Genomic DNA, 19,794 nt, shown 5'->3' with positions numbered 1-19,794 from the left:
CATAGAGTATAGTATACCCGCAGAATCTACGGCAGGTTTTGCGGGATTTTTGAATTTTGGGGGAGAGATTATGAAAAAGAAAGTAAGCATGCTTTTTGCAGCCCTTTTGTGCCTGAGCATGGGACTTACAGGCTGCGGAACAAACAAGGAGAACGGGAAAGAGGATACAAAGGAAGAATTGACAAAGGTGACATTAAATGAGGTGGCTCATTCTGTGTTCTATGCGCCTCAGTATGTGGCCATCGAAGAGGGATATTTTGTGGAAGAGGGCATTAAACTGGAACTGGTAACCGGTTTCGGCGCTGATAAAGTCATGTCTGCACTGTTGTCAGGAGAGGCTGATATTGGTTTTATGGGTTCTGAAGCAACGATTTATGCGTATCAGCAGGGGGCGAATGACAAGGTGATGAATTTTGCCCAGCTTACCCAGAGAGCCGGAAATTTTCTTGTGGCAAGAGAAGAAATGCCGGATTTTCAATGGACGGACTTAAAGGGAAAAGATATTCTGGGAGGACGCAAAAGCGGTATGCCGGAAATGGTTTTTGAATATATTTTGAAAGAAAAAGGTATGGACCCCGAAAAAGATATGAACATTGACCGGAGTATAGACTTTGGCTCTACGGCAGCGGCTTTTTCCGGTGGACAGGGGGAATTCAGCGTGGAGTTTGAACCTTCGGCCACCATGTTGGAACAGGAAGGAGCCGGTTATGTGGTAGCGTCCTGCGGTGTGGAATCCGGTTATGTGCCCTATACGGCTTACAGCGCAAAAGAGAGTTATATTGAAGAGAATCCAGAGCTGATTCAGGGATTTGTCCGGGCGCTGCAAAAGGGGATGGATTATGTGAATTCTCATACCCCGGAAGAAATTGCTGCTATGATTGAACCTCAGTTTGAAGAAAACGATTTGGAAACCATTACGGCTATTGTGAAGCGTTATCAGGAACAGGATACCTGGAAAGAAAATCTTATTTTTGAACAGGAGAGTTTTGAACTTCTGGAAGATATTCTGGAAAGCGCAGGGGAACTGGAGCAGCCGGCGCCGTATGAAGAACTGGTACTGACAGAATACGCCGAGAAAGCGGCAAAGTAAAGCCGTTGGTGAAACGTGGTTTGGTGAGTTATCTGCCCAGGCTGTATTCGGATCGCATTCCGTGGATACGGCCTGGAGCAGATAGCCGCTGAAGTCAGCCCCTTTTTTTGCCTGAAGATAAGGTGCTGTTGTGATAGGCAGAGGAGAAAGTCACATCTTCCCCGAACCAGGCAGGGGGAACAAAGGCATTTGCCTCGTCTTCTGTGGAAAATTCTACCTCTGCCAGCCAAAGACCTTCATAGGGAGCGTCAAAAACGTCCAGTTCAATGGTCAGGTCATTGGGAAGGGGAAGCAGATACCTGGTTTTGGAGAGCACAAGGCCATCCGCCTTTTCTTTTAAATGCTGGTAGGCTTCCCTGGTCAGGGGGAGATTGTATTCCTCCCGTACCATCATGCCTTTTCCTTTGTAGGTCAGATAATAATCGTCGTCCTGTCTGCGAATACGGACAACCGGATTGATACAGAGATAGGCTTGCTGGATTTTTCTGGAGGGAAAGGTTTCCAGTTCTTTGGGAAGTTGATGAATCAGATATTTGCGTTCGATTTCCATAAAAACTCCTTTTCTCCGCATAGCTGCGGTGCGGTAAATCCTGAATGAAAAAACAGTCAGGCTTCTCTTGATGAAAAGCTAAAAGTATCATATAATTTTCAGATGAAAAAAGCAAGGAGGAAGGCGGAAAAATGGAATTTGTCATGGAAATGGCAGGGGCAGAGCAGATAGAGGAACTGGTGGAAATTATGGAAGACGCTGCCCGAAACGTACAGAAAAAGGAATGGTTTGCAGCGGGAGACAGAGCCTGTCTGTTAGACGCGCTTCTGGGAAACAGTTTTGTGATTCTGGCCAGAGAGCGGGAAAGTCGGGAAGCGGCAGGTTTTTTTGCCGTGCTCTTTCCTGAGGAAAAGGAAGAATACATGGCAGAGTATACAGCCCTTTCTGAACAAGAGCGGGAACATCTGGTATACATGGATACGGCGGCTGTAAAGAAAGTTTTCTGTGGAAACGGACTGCAGAGGAAGATGCTTGAGGCGGCAGAAGAAGCATTGAAAAAGCGCGGGGACTTAAGTCAGTGGTATTGTCTTTGTACCGTGCACCCGGATAACCGCTTCAGCCTGAAGAATATGCAGGGAGCAGGTTATGAAATCCTGGCAGAAGCAGAGCTTTATGGGGGACTGCCCCGGCTGATACTTGGGAAAAAATTAAAAACAAGAAGGGAAAAGGACAGAAAAGGGGATTGACAACCCTTTTGCAAAATGGTATGTTTTAAGTGCTTATATGACTGACGGAAGTGGAAATGACCACGGGGAGTATAAGCCGCAGAAGCCGACCGTCTGGGCACATATGCTCGGAAAGTGGGCTTTTTCTTATTTCACGGGAAGGTCAGAAGACGCTGTGGAAAGGGAAAAGTCTTCCGGGCAGGATTTCATCTTATCATAGAACAGCAGGAAAAGGAGAAATGTTCATGGAAATGTTATCACTGGAAAAAGAATTGAGAGACAATGCGTATCCGGGCAGAGGAATTGTGCTGGGAAAATCAGAGGACGGAAAAAAGGCCGTTGCCGCTTACTTCATTATGGGAAGAAGTGAAAACAGCAGAAACCGCGTATTTGTAGAAGAAGGAGAAGGCATCCGCACACAGGCCTTTGACCCTTCCAAATTAGTGGATCCAAGTCTGATTATCTACGCGCCTGTGCGTGTATTGGGAAACAAAACCATTGTGACAAACGGAGACCAGACCGATACAATTTATGAAGGCATGGACAAACAGATGACTTTTGAGCAGTCCTTGAGATGTAGGGAGTTTGAGCCGGACGGACCAAACTATACCCCTCGTATTTCCGGTATTATGCATGTGGAAGGCGGGAAATACAATTATGCCATGTCCATTTTAAAGAGCAACAATGGAAATCCGGAGGCCTGCAACCGCTATACCTTCGCTTACGAAAATCCGGTGGCAGGAGAGGGCCATTTTATTCATACTTATATGCATGACGGCAATCCGCTGCCAAGTTTTGAAGGCGAACCGAAGCTGGTAAGTATTCCAAATGAAATTGACGCTTTTACAGAGCAGGTATGGAGCAGTCTCAATGAGGACAACAAAGTTTCTCTGTTTGTGCGTTTTATTGATATTGAAACAGGCAAGTATGAAACCAGAATTGTGAATAAAAATAAATAAGAAACGGGAAAGGAGAACTTTGTTATGAAAGAATTAGCTTTGAAATACGGCTGTAATCCGAATCAGAAACCTTCCAGAATTTACATGGAAGAGGGTGCAGAACTTCCTATTAAAGTATTGTCAGGAAAACCGGGATATATCAATTTCCTGGACGCGTTTAACGGCTGGCAGTTAGTCAGAGACTTAAAGAAAGCCACAGGTCTTCCGGCGGCAACTTCTTTTAAGCATGTATCCCCTGCAGGCGCAGCGGTAGGACTTCCGCTTACGGAAACTCTGGCAAAAATTTACTGGGTAGACGATATGGACTGGAAAAACTTTTCTCCCATTGCCTGTGCTTACGCAAGAGCCAGGGGCGCAGACCGTATGTCTTCCTTTGGTGACTTCATTTCCCTTTCTGATGTGTGCGATAAAGATACCGCTATGCTCATTAAGAGAGAAGTTTCCGATGGTGTCATTGCGCCGGGCTACACAGAAGAAGCCCTGGAAATTCTGGCACAGAAGAAAAAAGGCAATTACAATGTCATTGAAATTGACCCGGACTATGTACCGGCTCCTCTGGAACACAAGCAGGTCTTTGGTGTTACCTTTGAGCAGGGACGTCAGGAACTGGCTATTGACGATGCACTGATTTCCAATTTGGTGACAGAAAAAAAAGAACTTACCGAAGAAGCAAAAAGAGATATGAAGATTTCTCTGATAATTCTGAAATATACACAGTCTAATTCCGTATGCTTTGTCAAAGACGGACAGGCCATCGGTGTAGGCGCTGGACAGCAGTCCCGTGTACACTGTACCCGTCTGGCAGGACAGAAAGCAGACAACTGGTGGTTAAGACAGTGCCCGAAGGTTATGAACCTTCCGTTTAAAGACAGCATTACCCGTGCAGAGAGAGACAATGCCATTGACGTTTATATTGGCGAGGAATACATGGACGTGCTGGCTGACGGTGCGTGGGAAAAAACATTTACCGAGAAACCGGAAGTCTTTACCAGAGAGGAAAAGAGAGCATGGCTGGATACCCTTCAGGAAGTGACCCTTGGCTCTGACGCCTTCTTTCCATTCTCTGACAACATTGAGCGCGCACACAAAAGCGGTGTAGCTTATATTGCACAGCCGGGAGGCTCAGTCAGAGATGACGCGGTTATTGAGACCTGCAACAAATACAATATGGTTATGGCGTTTACCGGAATTCGCCTGTTCCATCACTAAATCAACCATGGTATAACAAAAAAGTGGCTGCGCTTCTGCGCAGCCCTTTTTTTCAATCAGGCATTGACAAAGAAAGGATATTTGATATATTCTGAAAGAGAAAATACAGGCTACAAACAGATAGGAGAGTGTGACATGAGTATTAGAATTGGTATTTTAGGATATGGAAACTTAGGCCGTGGTGTGGAGTGCGCAGTGAAACATAACCCGGATATGGAACTGGTTGCTGTCTTTACCAGACGAAATCCCGAAGAGGTAAAGATTCTTACAGAGACAGCAAAGGTATATCATGTAGACCAGGCTGTGAGTATGAAAGATGAAATCGACGTGCTGATTCTCTGCGGCGGAAGCGCTACAGACCTGCCGGTACAGACACCGGAGTTTGCACAGTATTTTAACGTTGTAGACAGTTTTGATACACACGCAAGAATTCCGGAACACTTTGCAGCTGTAGATGAAGCGGCAAAGAAAGGAAATAAGACAGCCATGATTTCTGTGGGATGGGATCCGGGTATGTTTTCTCTGAACCGCTTATACGCCAATGCGATTTTGCCGGGAGGTAAGGATTATACCTTCTGGGGAAAAGGTGTCAGTCAGGGCCATTCCGATGCAGTGAGAAGAATTGAAGGAGTCTTAGACGCAAGACAGTATACCATTCCTGTGGAAAGCGCACTGGAAGCAGTAAGAAACGGAGAAAATCCGGAACTCACCACACGCCAGAAGCACACAAGAGAAGTCTTCGTAGTAGCTGAGGACGGTGCAGACAAAGTAAGGATTGAAAACGAAATTAAAACCATGCCAAACTATTTTGACGAGTATGATACAACCGTACATTTCATTACTGCGGAAGAAATGGCAGCCAACCATGCAGGGCTTCCTCACGGCGGTTTTGTTATCCGTACAGGTAGCACAGGGTGGGAAGATGAGCATAAGCATGTAGTGGAATACAGTCTGAAGCTGGATTCCAACCCAGAATTTACTTCTTCTGTCATTGCTGCATATGCAAGAGCGGCATACCGCATGAGCCGGGAAGGACAGACAGGCTGCAAGACCGTATTTGACGTGGCACCTGCTTATTTAAGCCTTGAGACTCCGGAAGAACTCCGTGCACATATGCTGTAAAAAACGTGGAGAAGAAAGAGAGTGTAAACGTGAATACAAACATAGACCCCAAAAGAGAAGCCAAGAGAATTATCTTTGGTCTAATCGGCGCTGTGATTATGGCTGTGAACATCAAGACCTTTGTGCGGGCAGGGGGATTGTATCCGGGAGGATTTAACGGAGTGACACTGCTGTTTCAGACTATCTGTGACCGCTTTTTTGCTATTGCCGTTCCTTTTTCCCCTATCAGCCTTGCGTTGAATGCCATTCCGGCTATCATCAGCTTTAAGGCAATCGGCAAGCGTTTTACCATAACCACCAGTTTGCTGATTATAGCTACCAGTGTGCTTACGGATGCAATACCCTCCGTACCGATTACCCAGGATATTCTGCTTATCAGTGTGTTTGGTGGGTTGATTAACGGTGCGGCTATCAGTATTGCGTTAATCGGCGGCGCTTCTACAGGAGGAACGGATTTTATTGCCATTTATTTTGCGGAAAAGAAGAATAAGGACGTGTGGAATTATATTCTTCTGGGAAATGCCATGGTGCTTTTGGTTGCAGGATATTTGTTCGGCTGGGACAAAGCTCTGTATTCCATTATTTTTCAGTATGCTTCCACGCAGATGATTCACCTGCTGTATCAGACGTATAAGAAAGTCACGCTGTTTGTGATCACGGACGAACCGGAAGCTGTATACCAGGCCATTTATGAGGTTACCAACCACAGCGCTACGGAATTTACAGCAACGGGTATGTATTCCAATACCAAGCGGAAAATGATATATTCCGTGGTATCAACGATGGAGGCGAAAGTCCTTACCGAAAAGGTGATGGAGGCAGACCCTCACGCATTTGTAAATGTGGTGAAAACAGATACGCTTTTGGGAAGATTCTATCAGAAAGAAAATTATTGAGAAAACGGGATTGACAAATTCAGAATTTCGAGTATACTACTTAATCGTAAAGCAAAGGCGCTTTGGAGAAAATCCAAGGCGTCTTTTTGCGTTTCTGCGGAAAGGAGAAAAAAACATTGGAAGAACGTATAAAAGAAGCCTGCGGCGTATTCGGTATTTACGCCCCGGCAGGAGAACAGGTGGCAAATTCCGTTTATTACGGACTGTCTTCCCTGCAGCACAGAGGACAGGAATCCTGCGGTATTGCCGTCTGCGATACAAAGGGGCCTGTGGGAAATATGCATGTACATCGCGGCATGGGGCTTGTAAACGAAGTTTTTAAAGAAGAAAATTTAAGAGAACTGAAAGGAAACCTGGGTGTCGGCCATGTGCGGTATTCTACCACAGGGGCGGCTGCGTTAAATAATGCCCAGCCTTTAGTGCTGCATTATATCAAGGGTACTCTGGCTCTGGCTCATAACGGAAATTTAGTGAATACAAAGGAACTGAGAGAAGAATTGGCGAAAAGCGGTGCAATTTTCCAGACCACTACGGACTCAGAAGTCATTGCCTACTACATTGCCAGAGAAAGAGTGAATACCAGAACTGTGGAAGAAGCAATTTTACGGACGGCAGAGAAAATCAAGGGCGCCTATGGCCTGGTGATAGCCAGTCCTCAGAAATTAATCGGCGTAAGAGACCCTCTGGGATTGAAGCCGCTCTGTCTGGGCAAACGGGGAGAGGCATATATATTTGCTTCGGAAAGCTGTGCACTTTCTGCCATTGGTGCAGAGTTTGTTCGTGATGTCCGTCCTGGTGAAATTGTGACAATTTCCGAGGGGCAGGTATTTTCCAACACGGAATTGTGTCAGAAGCAGCAGGCGCACTGTGTTTTTGAATACATTTATTTTGCCAGACTGGACAGCAAAATCGATGGGGTTTCGGTCTATGAATCCAGGTTAAAAGCAGGAGAAGCCCTGGCGAAAGTTTATCCCGCAGAGGCAGACATGGTGGCAGGCGTGCCGGATTCGGGCATTACTGCGGCACAGGGGTATGCCAAAGCCTCCGGTATTCCCTTTGGAATGGCTTTTTACAAAAACAGTTATGTGGGAAGAACCTTTATCAAACCTACACAGGAGGAGCGGGAATCCAGTGTGCGTCTGAAACTCAGCGTGCTGGAGCAGGCAGTCAAAGGAAAGAACCTTGTTCTGGTAGACGATTCCATTGTCCGGGGAACCACCATTGCCAATTTGATACGGCTTTTAAAACAGGCAGGTGCCGGAAAGGTGCATGTGCGCATTAGCTCTCCTCCCTTTCTCTATCCCTGCTATTATGGAACAGACGTGCCTTCCAATAAACAGCTTCTGGCAGTGTCCCACTCCACGGAGGAAATCCGCAGGATGATTGGTGCGGATTCCCTGGGATATATGAAAGTGGAGGATTTGGCTGCTATGGCAGAAGGTCTGCCTCTTTGCAAAGCTTGCTTTGACAACCGGTATCCCACAGAGATTTAGGCTCCGCTTGCACCGTAATTGGACAGGACTCTGGCGGAAGGGTCGTCTACATTACAGCCTTTCCAGGCTTTGTTGGGCATCCAGAAGTCTGCCACCATCCGGCTTTGTCCTGGATAATATTTTTCAAAAATTTCCCGGTACAAAAGGGATTCCTTGGTAAAGGGCTGTGCGTGGGCATAGCCCTTTTGCTTCTCTTCAAACTCTTTCTGGGTGTATTGAGTGTCTGCATATTCTTTCAGATAATCTACCATAGAATGCCCCACTGCGTCTGAAAATGCAGCTTTTTCTCTCCAGAGAATCTCAGGGGGCAGATACCGGCCTTTTTCAAAGGCGCGGCGCAGTAGATATTTTCCTTTTCCGTAAGTGTTCATTTTTAGTTTTGGATTTACGCTCATGACGTAGCGTACAAAGTCCAAATCCCCGAAGGGAACCCTTGCTTCCAGAGAATTTACGGAAATGCAGCGGTCCGCCCGGAGCACGTCATACATATGCAGTTCCCGAATCCGCTTCTGTGATTCCTTTTGAAATTCTTCCGGTGAAGGGGCAAAGTCGGTGTATTTGTAGCCGAATAATTCGTCAGAAATTTCTCCGGTAAGCAAAACCCGGATGTCTGTCTGTTCATGAATGGCTTTGCATACCAGGTACATACCAATGCTGGCGCGGATCGTGGTGATATCGAAAGTGCCCAGGAGCTGAATGACTTCTTCCAGGGAAGCCAGAACCTCTTTCTTGGAGATGATGACCTCCGTGTGCTGACTGCCAATATAATCGGCTGTCTGCCGGGCATATTTCAAATCAATGGCGTCTTCCTTCATGCCAATGGCAAAGGTGCGGATAGGAACCTGGCTTTTTTGTGCTGCCACGGCACAGACCAGGGAAGAATCCAGACCGCCGGACAGGAGAAAACCGACCTTGGCATCGGCGACCAGCCGCTTTTCAATTCCGGCAGTGAGCTTGTCATGAATCTTTTGGCATACGGTTTCCATATCGTCAGCACTGTAGTTTTCGGCTTTTGCAATGTCACAGTAGCACACGAATTTGCCGTCTTTGTAAAAATGTCCCGGTGGGAAGGGCATGATATGTTCACATAAACCCACCAGATTTTTAGGTTCACTGGCGAAAACCATGACCCCTTTTGAATCCCGTCCATAGTAAAGAGGGCGAATGCCTATGGGGTCTCTGGCTGCAATGTATTCCTGGGTTTTGCTGTCATAGAGGATACAGGCAAACTCTGCGTCCAGCATGGCAAACATATCGGTGCCGTATTCCTCATACAGAGGCAGCAGGATTTCGCAGTCTGAGTCGCTCTCAAAGCTGTATTTTCCCAGAAGCTGTTTTTTTATCCGCTCGAATCCATAGATTTCTCCATTGCACACCAGATGATTTCCATGCAGCGAAAAGGGCTGCATACCGGAAGGGGTAAGCCCCATAATGGCAAGTCGGTGAAAGCCCAGAAAGCCTTTTCCCGTATCTGTTATGCGGCTGTCATCCGGTCCTCTGGAAACCGTTCTCTGAAAATACTTCTGAAATTCTTCCAGAAGAAGGCCGCTGTCACAATATCCCATAACTGAACACATAATCAAATACCTCCATATCCTTTATATTCCTGTTTTTATATAACAAAAAGACGCCTTTTATGCGAAAACACATAAAAGACGCCCTTGTCTGATATGGCTTGTATTTTATACTTGGGAGGGTGTTTTGTCAACTGTTAATTTCATTCTGTGAAAAAACTCCCTTTTTAGAGGTTGAAAAGATAAGATTTAACAGGTATAATAGTCCCTATCAGTAAAATGCAATAAATTTTATAAACTGTAGAAATAGAGGAGATTGTACAATGGAAAAGACAATGGAAAAGATTGTTGCACTTGCAAAATCCAGAGGATTTGTATATCCGGGTTCTGAAATTTACGGAGGTCTGGCTAATACATGGGACTACGGAAACCTGGGAGTTGAGCTGAAGAACAACGTTAAGAAAGCATGGTGGCAGAAGTTTGTAATGGAAAGCCCTTACAACGTTGGTGTGGACTGTGCGATCCTCATGAATCCTCAGACATGGGTAGCTTCCGGTCATCTGGGCGGTTTTTCTGACCCGCTGATGGATTGTAAAGAGTGCCATGAGCGTTTCCGTGCAGATAAGATTATCGAAGACTTCTGTGCTGAAAAAGGCATTGAAATCGAAGGAAGCGTAGACGCATGGAGCCAGGAAAAGATGAAAGACTTTATCGAAGAGCACCAGATTCCATGTCCGACCTGCGGCAAGCACAACTTTACCGATATCCGTCAGTTCAACCTGATGTTTAAAACTTTCCAGGGCGTTACAGAAGACGCGAAAAACACCGTATATCTGAGACCGGAAACCGCACAGGGTATCTTTGTAAACTTCAAGAATGTTCAGAGAACCTCCCGGAAAAAACTGCCTTTCGGTATTGCCCAGATTGGGAAATCCTTCCGTAACGAAATTACACCGGGTAACTTTACATTCCGTACCCGCGAATTTGAACAGATGGAGCTGGAATTTTTCTGTAAACCGGATACGGATTTGGAGTGGTTCGCATACTGGAAACAGTTCTGCTTAGACTGGCTGCACAGTCTGGGATTAAAAGACGAAGAAGTCCGTTACCGTGACCATGACCAGGAAGAATTAAGTTTCTACAGCAAGGCCACTACAGACGTAGAGTTCCTGTTCCCCTTTGGCTGGGGCGAGCTCTGGGGCATTGCCGACAGAACCGATTATGATTTGACACAGCATCAGAATGTATCCGGACAGGATTTGACCTATTTTGATGATGAAACAAATCAGAAGTACATTCCATACGTGATTGAGCCGTCTCTTGGTGCAGACCGTATGGTACTGGCATTTCTGTGCAGCGCTTATGATGAAGAGGTTCTGGACGCAGAGAAGAATGATGTACGTACCGTACTTCACTTCCATCCGGCGTTGGCACCGGTGAAAATTGGTGTACTGCCGCTGTCTAAGAAGTTAAACGAAGGCGCCTTAAAAGTATTTGAACAGCTTTCCAAGAAATACAACTGTGAATTTGATGACAGAGGAAACATTGGAAAACGCTATCGTCGTCAGGACGAAATTGGTACACCGTTCTGTGTAACTTACGATTTTGACTCTGAGACGGACGGAGCAGTAACGGTTCGTGACAGAGACAGCATGGAGCAGGAAAGAATTAAGATTGAAGACTTGAAAGATTACTTTGAAGAAAAATTCACATTTTAAGGTAGTCTGAAATTTTGGAGGCTATTGCTTAAAGCGATGGCCTCCTTTTGGTATTTTACGAAAGAGGGGCAGTGGTGATAATTTGTCAGCTGATGCCGCATAAACCGGAAAAGTTGTATGAAATACATAAAAAACTTTGAAAAAACATAAAAATAATGTGCAAAAATCCATATATCTATTGAATGTATGGATTTTTTTTGTTATAATCTTCAATAGATTCCGTTTTCAAAAAAAGGAGGAGAGGGCGAAATGGCGAAAAAAAGAAATATTATTGTAGGACAATCAGGCGGACCTACAGCTGTCATTAATTCCAGTCTTGCAGGTGTGTATAAGAATGCTATTGAGCGTGGATTTGATAAGGTATACGGTATGCTTCACGGCATTCAGGGATTACTGGATGAGCAGTATGTAGATTTGTCCACACAGATTCACTCCGAACTTGACATTGAACTTTTAAAAAGGACTCCGTCCGCATTTCTGGGCTCCTGCCGTTTTAAACTGCCGGAGATTCATCAGGATAAAGAGATTTATGAAAAAATCTTTGATATTTTAAACAAACTGGAAATTGATGCCTTTATTTATATCGGAGGCAATGATTCCATGGATACCATTAAGAAACTGTCAGATTATGCGATTCTGACAGGGCAGAGCCAGAAGTTTCTGGGAGTGCCAAAGACCATTGACAACGATTTAGCGCTTACAGACCACACGCCGGGATTCGGCAGTGCGGCCAAATACATTGGCGCATCCACGAAGGAAGTCATTCGGGATGCTCAGGGACTTACCTATAAAAAGAACATGATTACCATTATGGAAATTATGGGACGAAATGCAGGCTGGCTCACCGGTGCCACGGCGCTGGCCAAGACCGAAGACTGCGATGGACCGGATTTAATCTATCTTCCGGAAGTTTCCTTTGATATAGACAAATTCCTAAAGAAGGTGAAAGAACTTCTGAAAAAGAAATCGTCTATTGTCATTGCTGTTTCTGAGGGGATTAAGCTGGAGGACGGACGTTATGTCTGCGAACTTGGCAGCGTAGGAGACTATGTAGACGCTTTCGGACACAAGCAGCTTCAGGGAACCGCTACCTATCTGGCTAACTTCCTGGCAGCAGAGTGCGGCTGCAAGACAAGAGCAGTGGAATTATCTACTCTTCAGAGAAGCGCTTCCCATATGGCGTCCAGAGTGGATATTGACGAGGCCTTTATGGTAGGCGGTGCTGCTGTGAAAGCAGCAGACGAAGGGGACACCGGAAAGATGATAGTGATTGACCGTGTTTCTGATGACCCGTATATGAGCGCTACCGGAATTTATGATGTGCATAGAATTGCCAATGAAGAGAAGCTGGTTCCGAGAGAATGGATGAACCGGGAGGCCAACTATGTGACAAAAGACTTTGTGGATTATATCAAACCACTGATTCAGGGAGATTATCAGCCGATTATGGTAAATGGTCTGCCGCGACATCTTGTTTTGAAGATGAAAAAGAAATAAGATACAGGTTTTGTGAGAAGGTTTTATATAGAAGGAAAATCAGTCCGGATGGGGGTCCGGGCTGATTTTATGTCCATTTATTTCATATTATGAAATGCAATTTTGTATTGTGGAATTTTGACGGAAATAGAAGGGAAAATCAGGAAAAATTGCAAAAAAATTAACAAATCTTGCTTGACTATATGACTTCTTATGATAAAATATATTGTGTGCGAGCGCAGTTAGCCTGCACCGGGAAAAATAAGGACTGAACAATTTATTTTTCTAGTATCTACTTTTAGGAGGAATGTTCAAAATGGCAAAATGGGTTTATATGTTCACCGAAGGTGACGCATCCATGAGAAACACTCTCGGTGGTAAAGGTGCGAACCTTGCTGAGATGACAAAATTAGGTCTTCCGGTACCACAGGGATTCACAATTACAACAGATGCTTGTACTCAGTACTATGAAGATGGAAGAAAGATTAACGATGAAATCATGGAACAGATCATGGAAGCTATCGTTAAAATGGAAGAAGTAACAGGAAAGAAATTCGGAGATAAAGAAAATCCACTTCTTGTATCTGTTCGTTCCGGAGCAAGAGCTTCTATGCCAGGTATGATGGATACTATCCTGAACCTTGGTTTAAATGAAGAAGTTGTTGAAACTCTGGCAGAAGCATCAGGAAATGCTCGTTGGGCATGGGACTGCTACAGAAGATTTATCCAGATGTACTCTGACGTAGTTATGGAAGTTGGTAAGAAATACTTTGAAGAGCTTATCGACAAAATGAAAGAAGAAAAGGGTGTTACTCTTGACGTTGAACTTACAGCAGAAGACCTGAAAACTCTGGCTGGACAGTTCAAAGCTGAATATAAAGAAAAAATCGGTGAAGACTTCCCGGCTGACGCTAAAGAGCAGTTAATGGGAGCTGTTAAAGCCGTATTCCGTTCCTGGGACAACCCACGTGCTAACGTATATCGTCGTGACAACGATATCCCATATTCCTGGGGTACAGCTGTTAACGTACAGATGATGGCATTCGGTAACATGGGCGATGACTGTGGTACAGGTGTTGCATTTACTCGTGACCCGGCTACAGGTGAAAATGGTCTGTTCGGAGAATTCCTGACAAATGCACAGGGTGAAGACGTTGTTGCCGGAGTTCGTACTCCAATGCACATTTCCGAAATGGAACAGAAATTCCCGGAAGCATTTGCTCAGTTCAAAGAAGTTTGCAAAACTCTGGAAACACACTACAGAGATATGCAGGATATGGAATTTACTGTAGAACACGGTAAACTGTATATGCTGCAGACACGTAACGGTAAGAGAACAGCTCAGGCTGCTCTGAAAATCGCTTGTGACCTTGTTGATGAAGGCATGAGAACAGAAGAAGAAGCAGTTGCAATGATCGATCCACGTAACTTAGATACACTGCTTCACCCACAGTTTGATGCTGCTGCTTTAAAAGCTGCAACACCAATGTCCAAAGCACTTGGAGCATCTCCGGGAGCTGCTTGCGGTAAAGTCGTATTCACAGCAGATGACGCTGTTGAATGGGCTGCAAGAGGAGAAAAAGTTATCCTTGTTCGTCTGGAAACATCACCGGAAGATATCACAGGTATGAAGAGCGCTCAGGGTATCCTGACAGTTCGTGGCGGTATGACATCTCACGCAGCCGTAGTTGCTCGTGGTATGGGAACATGCTGTGTATCCGGTTGTGGTGATATCACAATGGACGAAGCAAACAAGAAATTTACATTAGGCGGAAAAGAATTCCATGAAGGAGACAGCATTTCTCTGGATGGTTCTACAGGTGCTATCTATGATGGAATTATCCCAACAGTAGATGCTACAATCGCTGGTGAATTCGGAAGAATCATGGGATGGGCTGATAAATACAGAACAATGAAAGTTCGTACAAATGCTGATACTCCAGCAGATGCTGTCAAAGCTCGTGAGCTTGGTGCAGAAGGTATCGGTCTTTGCCGTACAGAGCATATGTTCTTCGAAGGTGACAGAATTGACGCATTCCGTGAAATGATTTGTTCTGAAACAGTAGAAGAAAGAGAAGCTGCTCTTGAGAAAATCCTTCCGGAACAGCAGGGAGATTTCGAAAAATTATACGAAGCTCTTGAAGGTAACCCAGTTACAATTCGTTTCCTGGATCCGCCATTACATGAGTTCGTTCCTACAACAGAAGAAGATATCAAGAAATTAGCAGATGCTCAGGGCAAAACAGTTGAACAGATTAAAGCAATCATCGATTCTCTTCATGAGTTCAACCCAATGATGGGACATCGCGGATGCCGTCTTGCAGTTACTTACCCAGAAATTGCTAAGATGCAGACAAAAGCTGTTATCCGTGCAGCAATCAACGTACAGAAAGCTCACGCTGACTGGAACGTTTGCCCGGAAATCATGATTCCACTTGTTGGAGATACAAAAGAATTAGCATACGTTAAGAAATTCGTTGTTGAAACAGCTGACGCTGAAATCGCAGCAGCTGGTATTGAATTACACTACGAAGTTGGTACAATGATTGAAATCCCAAGAGCTGCATTAACAGCTGACGAAATCGCTAAAGACGCTGACTTCTTCTGCTTCGGTACAAACGACTTAACACAGATGACATACGGATTCTCTCGTGATGATGCTGGTAAGTTCTTAGATGCTTACTATGATGCTAAAATCTTCGAAAACGATCCATTCGCTAAATTAGACCAGATTGGTGTTGGTAAATTAATGGAAACAGCTATCAAATTAGGTAAACCTGTAAATCCAAACTTACACATCGGTATCTGTGGAGAACACGGCGGTGACCCAAGTTCTGTAGAATTCTGCCATAAGATTGGCTTAGACTACGTTTCCTGCTCACCATTCCGTGTACCTATCGCAAGGCTGGCAGCAGCTCAGGCAGCTATCAATGCGAAAAGGGCTTAATGCTTTGGCAGATTGTAAAAAGTAAAAATATGTAACATAAAAGGACTTTGCCTTGGTATAGGATTCTTTCGGAAACCTGAACGATACAAGGCAGAGTCCTGTTTCTTTTCAATAGAACAGAGTGGAGAGAAGAAAATCATGTATTGACATATCATGCATTTAATGTTACTCTCTATATACTTTGTGAAAAACAGGAAGGAGAGAAAAATGAAGCACAGATTAAAATCAACAGTTGCAATTGTGTTAATGATTATGTTTGGCATTTTTCTGCCTTCTTTTTTGCTGTCCGAAGGTTCGGAGGTTTTTGTGAAAGAATCCGGATCAGGTATGCAGACAGAAGCAAAGTATACGGATAATGTGGAGAAGAAAATTCTTCACGAGAACTATATGCGTCTGGAGAGTCAGAAGGAAGTTTTTTCTGCACAGAAATTTGAGCAGCGTAAACATGTTTACAGACTTTCCATGGAACTTTTGGCATTTCTTATATTCTCTTTGGGTGTATGTCTGAAGAGGGTCTATTTGTCGTACATTCAGTTTTATTCCTTTTCTTTTGCGCGTTTTCTGCGCGAGTATTATATCCTATTAAAAAAAGACGGAAAAAAACGAAGTCTTGCTTTCGGAACTTTATAAAATAAAGGTTATAAAGAAAGCGGGAAAAAATGAAAAATAAAAAATTACATATTTGGGTTGCTCTTGCAGTAATCGTTCTGTTTGTGTGCCTTGCAGTTTTCGGATGCGGAGAGGATATCAAAGGAATTCGTGACATGCGTTTCGGAATTGATATCCGAGGCGGTGTGGAAGCTGTTTTTGAACCGTCAGGTCTGAAGACAAAACCAACAGAGGAACAGTTGGAAATGGCCAGGGAGATTATTGAGACACGTCTCGACGCACAGAACATTTTAGACAGGGAAGTAACGGTAGATGAAAAAGCAGGGGATGTGATTGTGAGATTTCCCTGGAAGTCGGATGAAAAAGATTTTAATCCGGAAGAAGCTATCCAGGAACTTGGAGAAATGGCAGAACTGACCTTCCGCGGTCCGGACAATACCGTGTATATAAAAGGCTCCGATATTTCCAGAAGCCAGGTAGGTTTAGATGAGCAGAAGCGATATGTGGTGGAACTGGAATTCAGCAGTGAAGGTGCAAAGAAATTTGCAGAAGCCACAGAAAAGCTTGTGGGACAGAATATGGGAATCTATATGGATGAAGAACTGATTTCCAATCCCACGGTCAATGCCAAAATCACAGGCGGCAAAGCAGAAATTACAGGTATGTCCTCGAAAGAAGAAGCACAGAGCCTTTCGGACAAGATTAATTCAGGCGCTCTTCCTTTTTCCATGGAGACGACCAATTACAGTACGATTAGTCCCACACTTGGCGGTAAGGCTTTAAATGCCATGGCGCTGGCAGCAGAAATTGCAATGATACTGATTTGTCTGTTTATGATATGCTGGTATCGTCTTCCGGGAGTGATAAGCTGCCTGACACTGGCCTTTCAGATCGCACTGCAGGTTCTGGTTATTTCCGTTCCTCAGTATACCATTACACTGCCGGGAATTGCAGGCCTGATTTTGTCGGCTGGTATGGCGGTGGATGCCAATATTATTATCAGTGAACGAATCAGCGAAGAACTGAAAAAAGGAAATTCCGTCAGAACTGCAGTGAAGAATGGATACAAAAGGGCATTTTCCTCTGTCTTGGATGGAAATATTACAACCGCGGCAGTAGCAGGAATTTTGATGATTTTTGGTTCCGGTACCATGCTTAGTTTTGGATATACACTGCTTACCGGTGTAATTATCAATCTGCTGGCAGGCGTCTGGATGTCCAGATATATGTTGAATTCTGTAATAAGATACAAGTTCTTCAATAAAGAAAAATGGTTCCGAAGAAAAAAGGAAAAAAAGATACTGAAATTTGCAGAGGCAAAGAGGTATTTCTTCCTGGCCAGTCTGGCAATGCTCATCGTGGGAACCATATGGAGTTCTGTAAACGGAATTAAGCTGGATACGCAGTTTACCGGCGGAGTTATCTTGCGGTATACATACAGCAAAGAGGCAGATACCGGAGAAATTCAGAAAAAGGTAGAGGAGATTGTGGACAGAAGTGTGAATGTACAGACCTCTGAAGATTCCGCTACAGGAGAAAAGAATCTGGTTATTACGCTGTCCGGAAAGAACGGGCTGACCCCTGACCAGCAGAAAGAAATTTTAACTGCTATTAATGAGGGAAACGACAATCAGTTTGAAACCTCAGAAACTTCAGCAGTAGAACCTTATATCGGTGCAAAGGCATTGAAAAATTCAGCCATTGCCATTGTGCTGTCTTTCCTGTTTATTGTGGTATATATTCGCCTTCGGTTTTCTGCTCTGGGAGGACTTGCATCCGGTGTTACAGCTGTAATAGCGCTGCTTCACGATATTCTGATAGTCTTGTTTGTGTTTGGAATTTTCCGGATTCCGGTAAACGATGCATTTGTGGCAGTTACCCTGACAATTATCGGATATTCTATCAATGATACCATTGTATTATATGACAGAATACGTGAACACAGAAACGGCGTGAAGCAGAAGAATACCCTGGCGGAGCTGGTGGATATCAGTACCACAGAAACCCTGCAGCGTTCCATTAATACTGCATTTACCGTAGTATTGTGTGCGGCTATTATTTTGATTGTTTCAGTTGTTTACGGAATGGAATCTATTACGAATTTCTCACTGCCTCTTTTGGCCGGACTTGTTTCAGGATGTTATTCTTCTATTTGTATTGCCGGACCTTTATGGGTATGGTGGGAAGAACACAAAGAAAGGATTCAGAAAAAAAAGACAGGACGAAAAGAAAAATGAAAAAGATGAATATGTTTTTAAGAAGTCAGCCGCCCGGCAGAATGATTGTGGGAGGATTTGCGGCCGTCATTCTCCTCGGAATGATTTTGCTGCTCCTTCCTATATCTGTAAAGGACGGCGCAGAGGTATCCGTGATAGACGCGCTGTTTACCTCTACCAGTGCGGTCTGTGTAACGGGTCTGATTGCCATTGATACAGCGGACCACTTTACCGCCTTTGGACAGGGAGTTGTTGCAGCTCTGATACAAATCGGCGGCCTGGGTGTCACGTCCCTTGGAGTAGGTCTCATGCTGGTGGCAAGAAAAAAGGTTGGTCTTAAAAGCCGGATGATGGTAAAGGAAGCCTTAAACATTGACACCTATAAGGGAATTGTAAAACTGGTAAAGGCCGTATTATTAATGACTTTATGCTTTGAAGCGGGAGGAGCAGTGTTAAGTTTTCTGGTTTTCAGCAGGGATTACGATACACTGCATGCCATAGGAATCAGCATTTTCCATTCCATTGCGGCCTTTAACAACTCGGGCTTTGATATTCTGGGAGGACTTAGAAATCTGACGCCTTATCAGAATGATGTTTTACTGAATATGACCACCAGTATTCTGATTATTTTTGGCGGATTGGGTTTTCTGGTCATTCTGGATTTGCTGAAACAGAGATGCTTCCGGGAATTGACGCTTCATTCCAAAGTGGTCATTGTTACCAGTGTGGTATTGCTTGCAGTGGGAACGGTTCTGCTGAAAATAACAGAAAATATTACATGGCTGGGAGCCTTCTTTCAGAGTGTTTCTGCAAGAACGGCTGGTTTTTCCACCTATCCCATTGGCGAATTTACCAATGCAGGGTTGTTTGTACTGTGTATTCTGATGTTTATCGGTGCATCTCCGGGTTCTACAGGCGGCGGTATCAAGACAAGTACCTTTTTTATCATGTTTCAGAAGATAAGAGGAACCTGTACCAAAGGAACTGTGCATGCATTCCGGCGGAATATATCTGAGCAGAATATTTCAAAGGCTTTCATGATTACCATTCTTTCAGGAACTGTAGTATGCATTGCAGTATTTTTTATGTGTATTCTGGAACCGGACCTGAGTTTTATGCAGCTCTTATTTGAGGTGGTTTCTGCATTTGGAACTGTGGGACTTTCCACGGGAATTACGCCGGGGCTTAGTGTGGCAGGAAAAGTAGTCATCATCCTTGTGATGTTTACCGGAAGAGTGGGAGTCATCACCTTGATTACTATATGGGTCAACCGTTCAGAGCCAAGAGCAAGATATTCAGAAGAAGAAGTTGCAATAGGATAAAAAGGAGA

15 protein-coding genes and 1 riboswitch are annotated in these 19,794 nt (G+C 44.4%); of the genes, 13 read left to right on the top strand and 2 right to left on the bottom strand.

The window, feature by feature from the left end; genetic code table 11:
- Nucleotides 1–70 precede the first annotated feature (70 nt).
- Entirely contained in the window at nt 71–1,090 is a 1,020-nt protein-coding gene (locus tag WBS51_RS02805) for an ABC transporter substrate-binding protein (RefSeq protein ID WP_173747169.1), read from the top strand.
- A 94-nt stretch (nt 1,091–1,184) separates the two neighbouring features.
- Here the strand turns inward: WBS51_RS02805 and WBS51_RS02800 are convergent, their stop codons facing one another.
- Complete coding sequence (locus WBS51_RS02800; protein ID WP_294459134.1) at nt 1,185–1,640, bottom strand: CYTH domain-containing protein; 456 nt, start codon at nt 1,638–1,640, stop codon at nt 1,185–1,187.
- Nucleotides 1,641–1,771: 131 nt separating this feature from the next.
- Here WBS51_RS02800 and WBS51_RS02795 point away from each other — a divergent pair, with 131 nt between their 5' ends.
- The 6 genes from WBS51_RS02795 to purF all read left to right on the top strand — a co-directional run bounded on the left by WBS51_RS02795 (nt 1,772) and on the right by purF (nt 7,984).
- On the top strand, nt 1,772–2,326 hold the full coding sequence (locus WBS51_RS02795) for an N-acetyltransferase (RefSeq protein ID WP_173747171.1): 555 nt from the start codon (nt 1,772–1,774) through the stop codon (nt 2,324–2,326).
- A gap of 27 nt (nt 2,327–2,353) precedes the next feature.
- Nucleotides 2,354–2,432, top strand: a riboswitch (ZMP/ZTP riboswitch).
- A 118-nt stretch (nt 2,433–2,550) separates the two neighbouring features.
- Entirely contained in the window at nt 2,551–3,264 is a 714-nt protein-coding gene (locus tag WBS51_RS02790; RefSeq protein WP_173747172.1) for an IMP cyclohydrolase, read from the top strand.
- Nucleotides 3,265–3,288: 24 nt separating this feature from the next.
- Nucleotides 3,289–4,473, top strand: a complete 1,185-nt coding sequence (locus WBS51_RS02785; protein WP_173747173.1) for a phosphoribosylaminoimidazolecarboxamide formyltransferase — start codon at nt 3,289–3,291, stop codon at nt 4,471–4,473.
- A 135-nt stretch (nt 4,474–4,608) separates the two neighbouring features.
- Nucleotides 4,609–5,595 carry a diaminopimelate dehydrogenase gene (locus WBS51_RS02780; RefSeq protein ID WP_294459133.1) on the top strand — a complete coding sequence of 329 codons (987 nt, stop codon included), beginning with the start codon at nt 4,609–4,611 and terminating at the stop codon, nt 5,593–5,595.
- A gap of 29 nt (nt 5,596–5,624) precedes the next feature.
- Nucleotides 5,625–6,491, top strand: a complete 867-nt coding sequence (locus WBS51_RS02775) for a YitT family protein (RefSeq protein WP_173747175.1) — start codon at nt 5,625–5,627, stop codon at nt 6,489–6,491.
- 116 nt (nt 6,492–6,607) lie between these two features.
- Nucleotides 6,608–7,984 carry an amidophosphoribosyltransferase gene (gene purF / locus WBS51_RS02770; protein ID WP_173747176.1) on the top strand — a complete coding sequence of 459 codons (1,377 nt, stop codon included), beginning with the start codon at nt 6,608–6,610 and terminating at the stop codon, nt 7,982–7,984.
- On the opposite strand, the gene asnB is transcribed toward purF, so the two are convergent.
- Nucleotides 7,981–9,561, bottom strand: a complete 1,581-nt coding sequence (asnB, locus tag WBS51_RS02765) for an asparagine synthase B (protein WP_291683726.1) — start codon at nt 9,559–9,561, stop codon at nt 7,981–7,983. The two genes, purF and asnB, sit on opposite strands and share 4 nt — an antisense overlap.
- A gap of 260 nt (nt 9,562–9,821) precedes the next feature.
- Here asnB and WBS51_RS02760 point away from each other — a divergent pair, with 260 nt between their 5' ends.
- The 6 genes from WBS51_RS02760 to WBS51_RS02735 all read left to right on the top strand — a co-directional run bounded on the left by WBS51_RS02760 (nt 9,822) and on the right by WBS51_RS02735 (nt 19,786).
- Complete coding sequence (locus WBS51_RS02760; RefSeq protein ID WP_173747178.1) at nt 9,822–11,216, top strand: glycine--tRNA ligase; 1,395 nt, start codon at nt 9,822–9,824, stop codon at nt 11,214–11,216.
- Nucleotides 11,217–11,465: 249 nt separating this feature from the next.
- Nucleotides 11,466–12,713, top strand: coding sequence for a 6-phosphofructokinase (locus WBS51_RS02755; protein WP_294459132.1), 1,248 nt, complete (start codon nt 11,466–11,468; stop codon nt 12,711–12,713).
- A gap of 295 nt (nt 12,714–13,008) precedes the next feature.
- Nucleotides 13,009–15,639 carry a pyruvate, phosphate dikinase gene (gene ppdK, locus WBS51_RS02750; RefSeq protein ID WP_173747495.1) on the top strand — a complete coding sequence of 877 codons (2,631 nt, stop codon included), beginning with the start codon at nt 13,009–13,011 and terminating at the stop codon, nt 15,637–15,639.
- A 207-nt stretch (nt 15,640–15,846) separates the two neighbouring features.
- On the top strand, nt 15,847–16,269 hold the full coding sequence (locus WBS51_RS02745; RefSeq protein WP_173747179.1) for a hypothetical protein: 423 nt from the start codon (nt 15,847–15,849) through the stop codon (nt 16,267–16,269).
- A 29-nt stretch (nt 16,270–16,298) separates the two neighbouring features.
- Nucleotides 16,299–18,485 carry a protein translocase subunit SecF gene (gene secF, locus WBS51_RS02740; protein ID WP_294459130.1) on the top strand — a complete coding sequence of 729 codons (2,187 nt, stop codon included), beginning with the start codon at nt 16,299–16,301 and terminating at the stop codon, nt 18,483–18,485.
- On the top strand, nt 18,482–19,786 hold the full coding sequence (locus WBS51_RS02735; RefSeq protein ID WP_294459129.1) for a TrkH family potassium uptake protein: 1,305 nt from the start codon (nt 18,482–18,484) through the stop codon (nt 19,784–19,786). Before secF ends, WBS51_RS02735 begins: the two co-directional genes overlap by 4 nt.
- Nucleotides 19,787–19,794: the final 8 nt, after the last annotated feature.

Origin of the sequence: Blautia acetica (assembly GCF_038739805.1) — a bacterium.
Taxonomy (GTDB): Bacteria; Bacillota; Clostridia; order Lachnospirales; family Lachnospiraceae; genus Blautia.
This window is presented reverse-complemented; position numbering and strand designations above follow the sequence as displayed.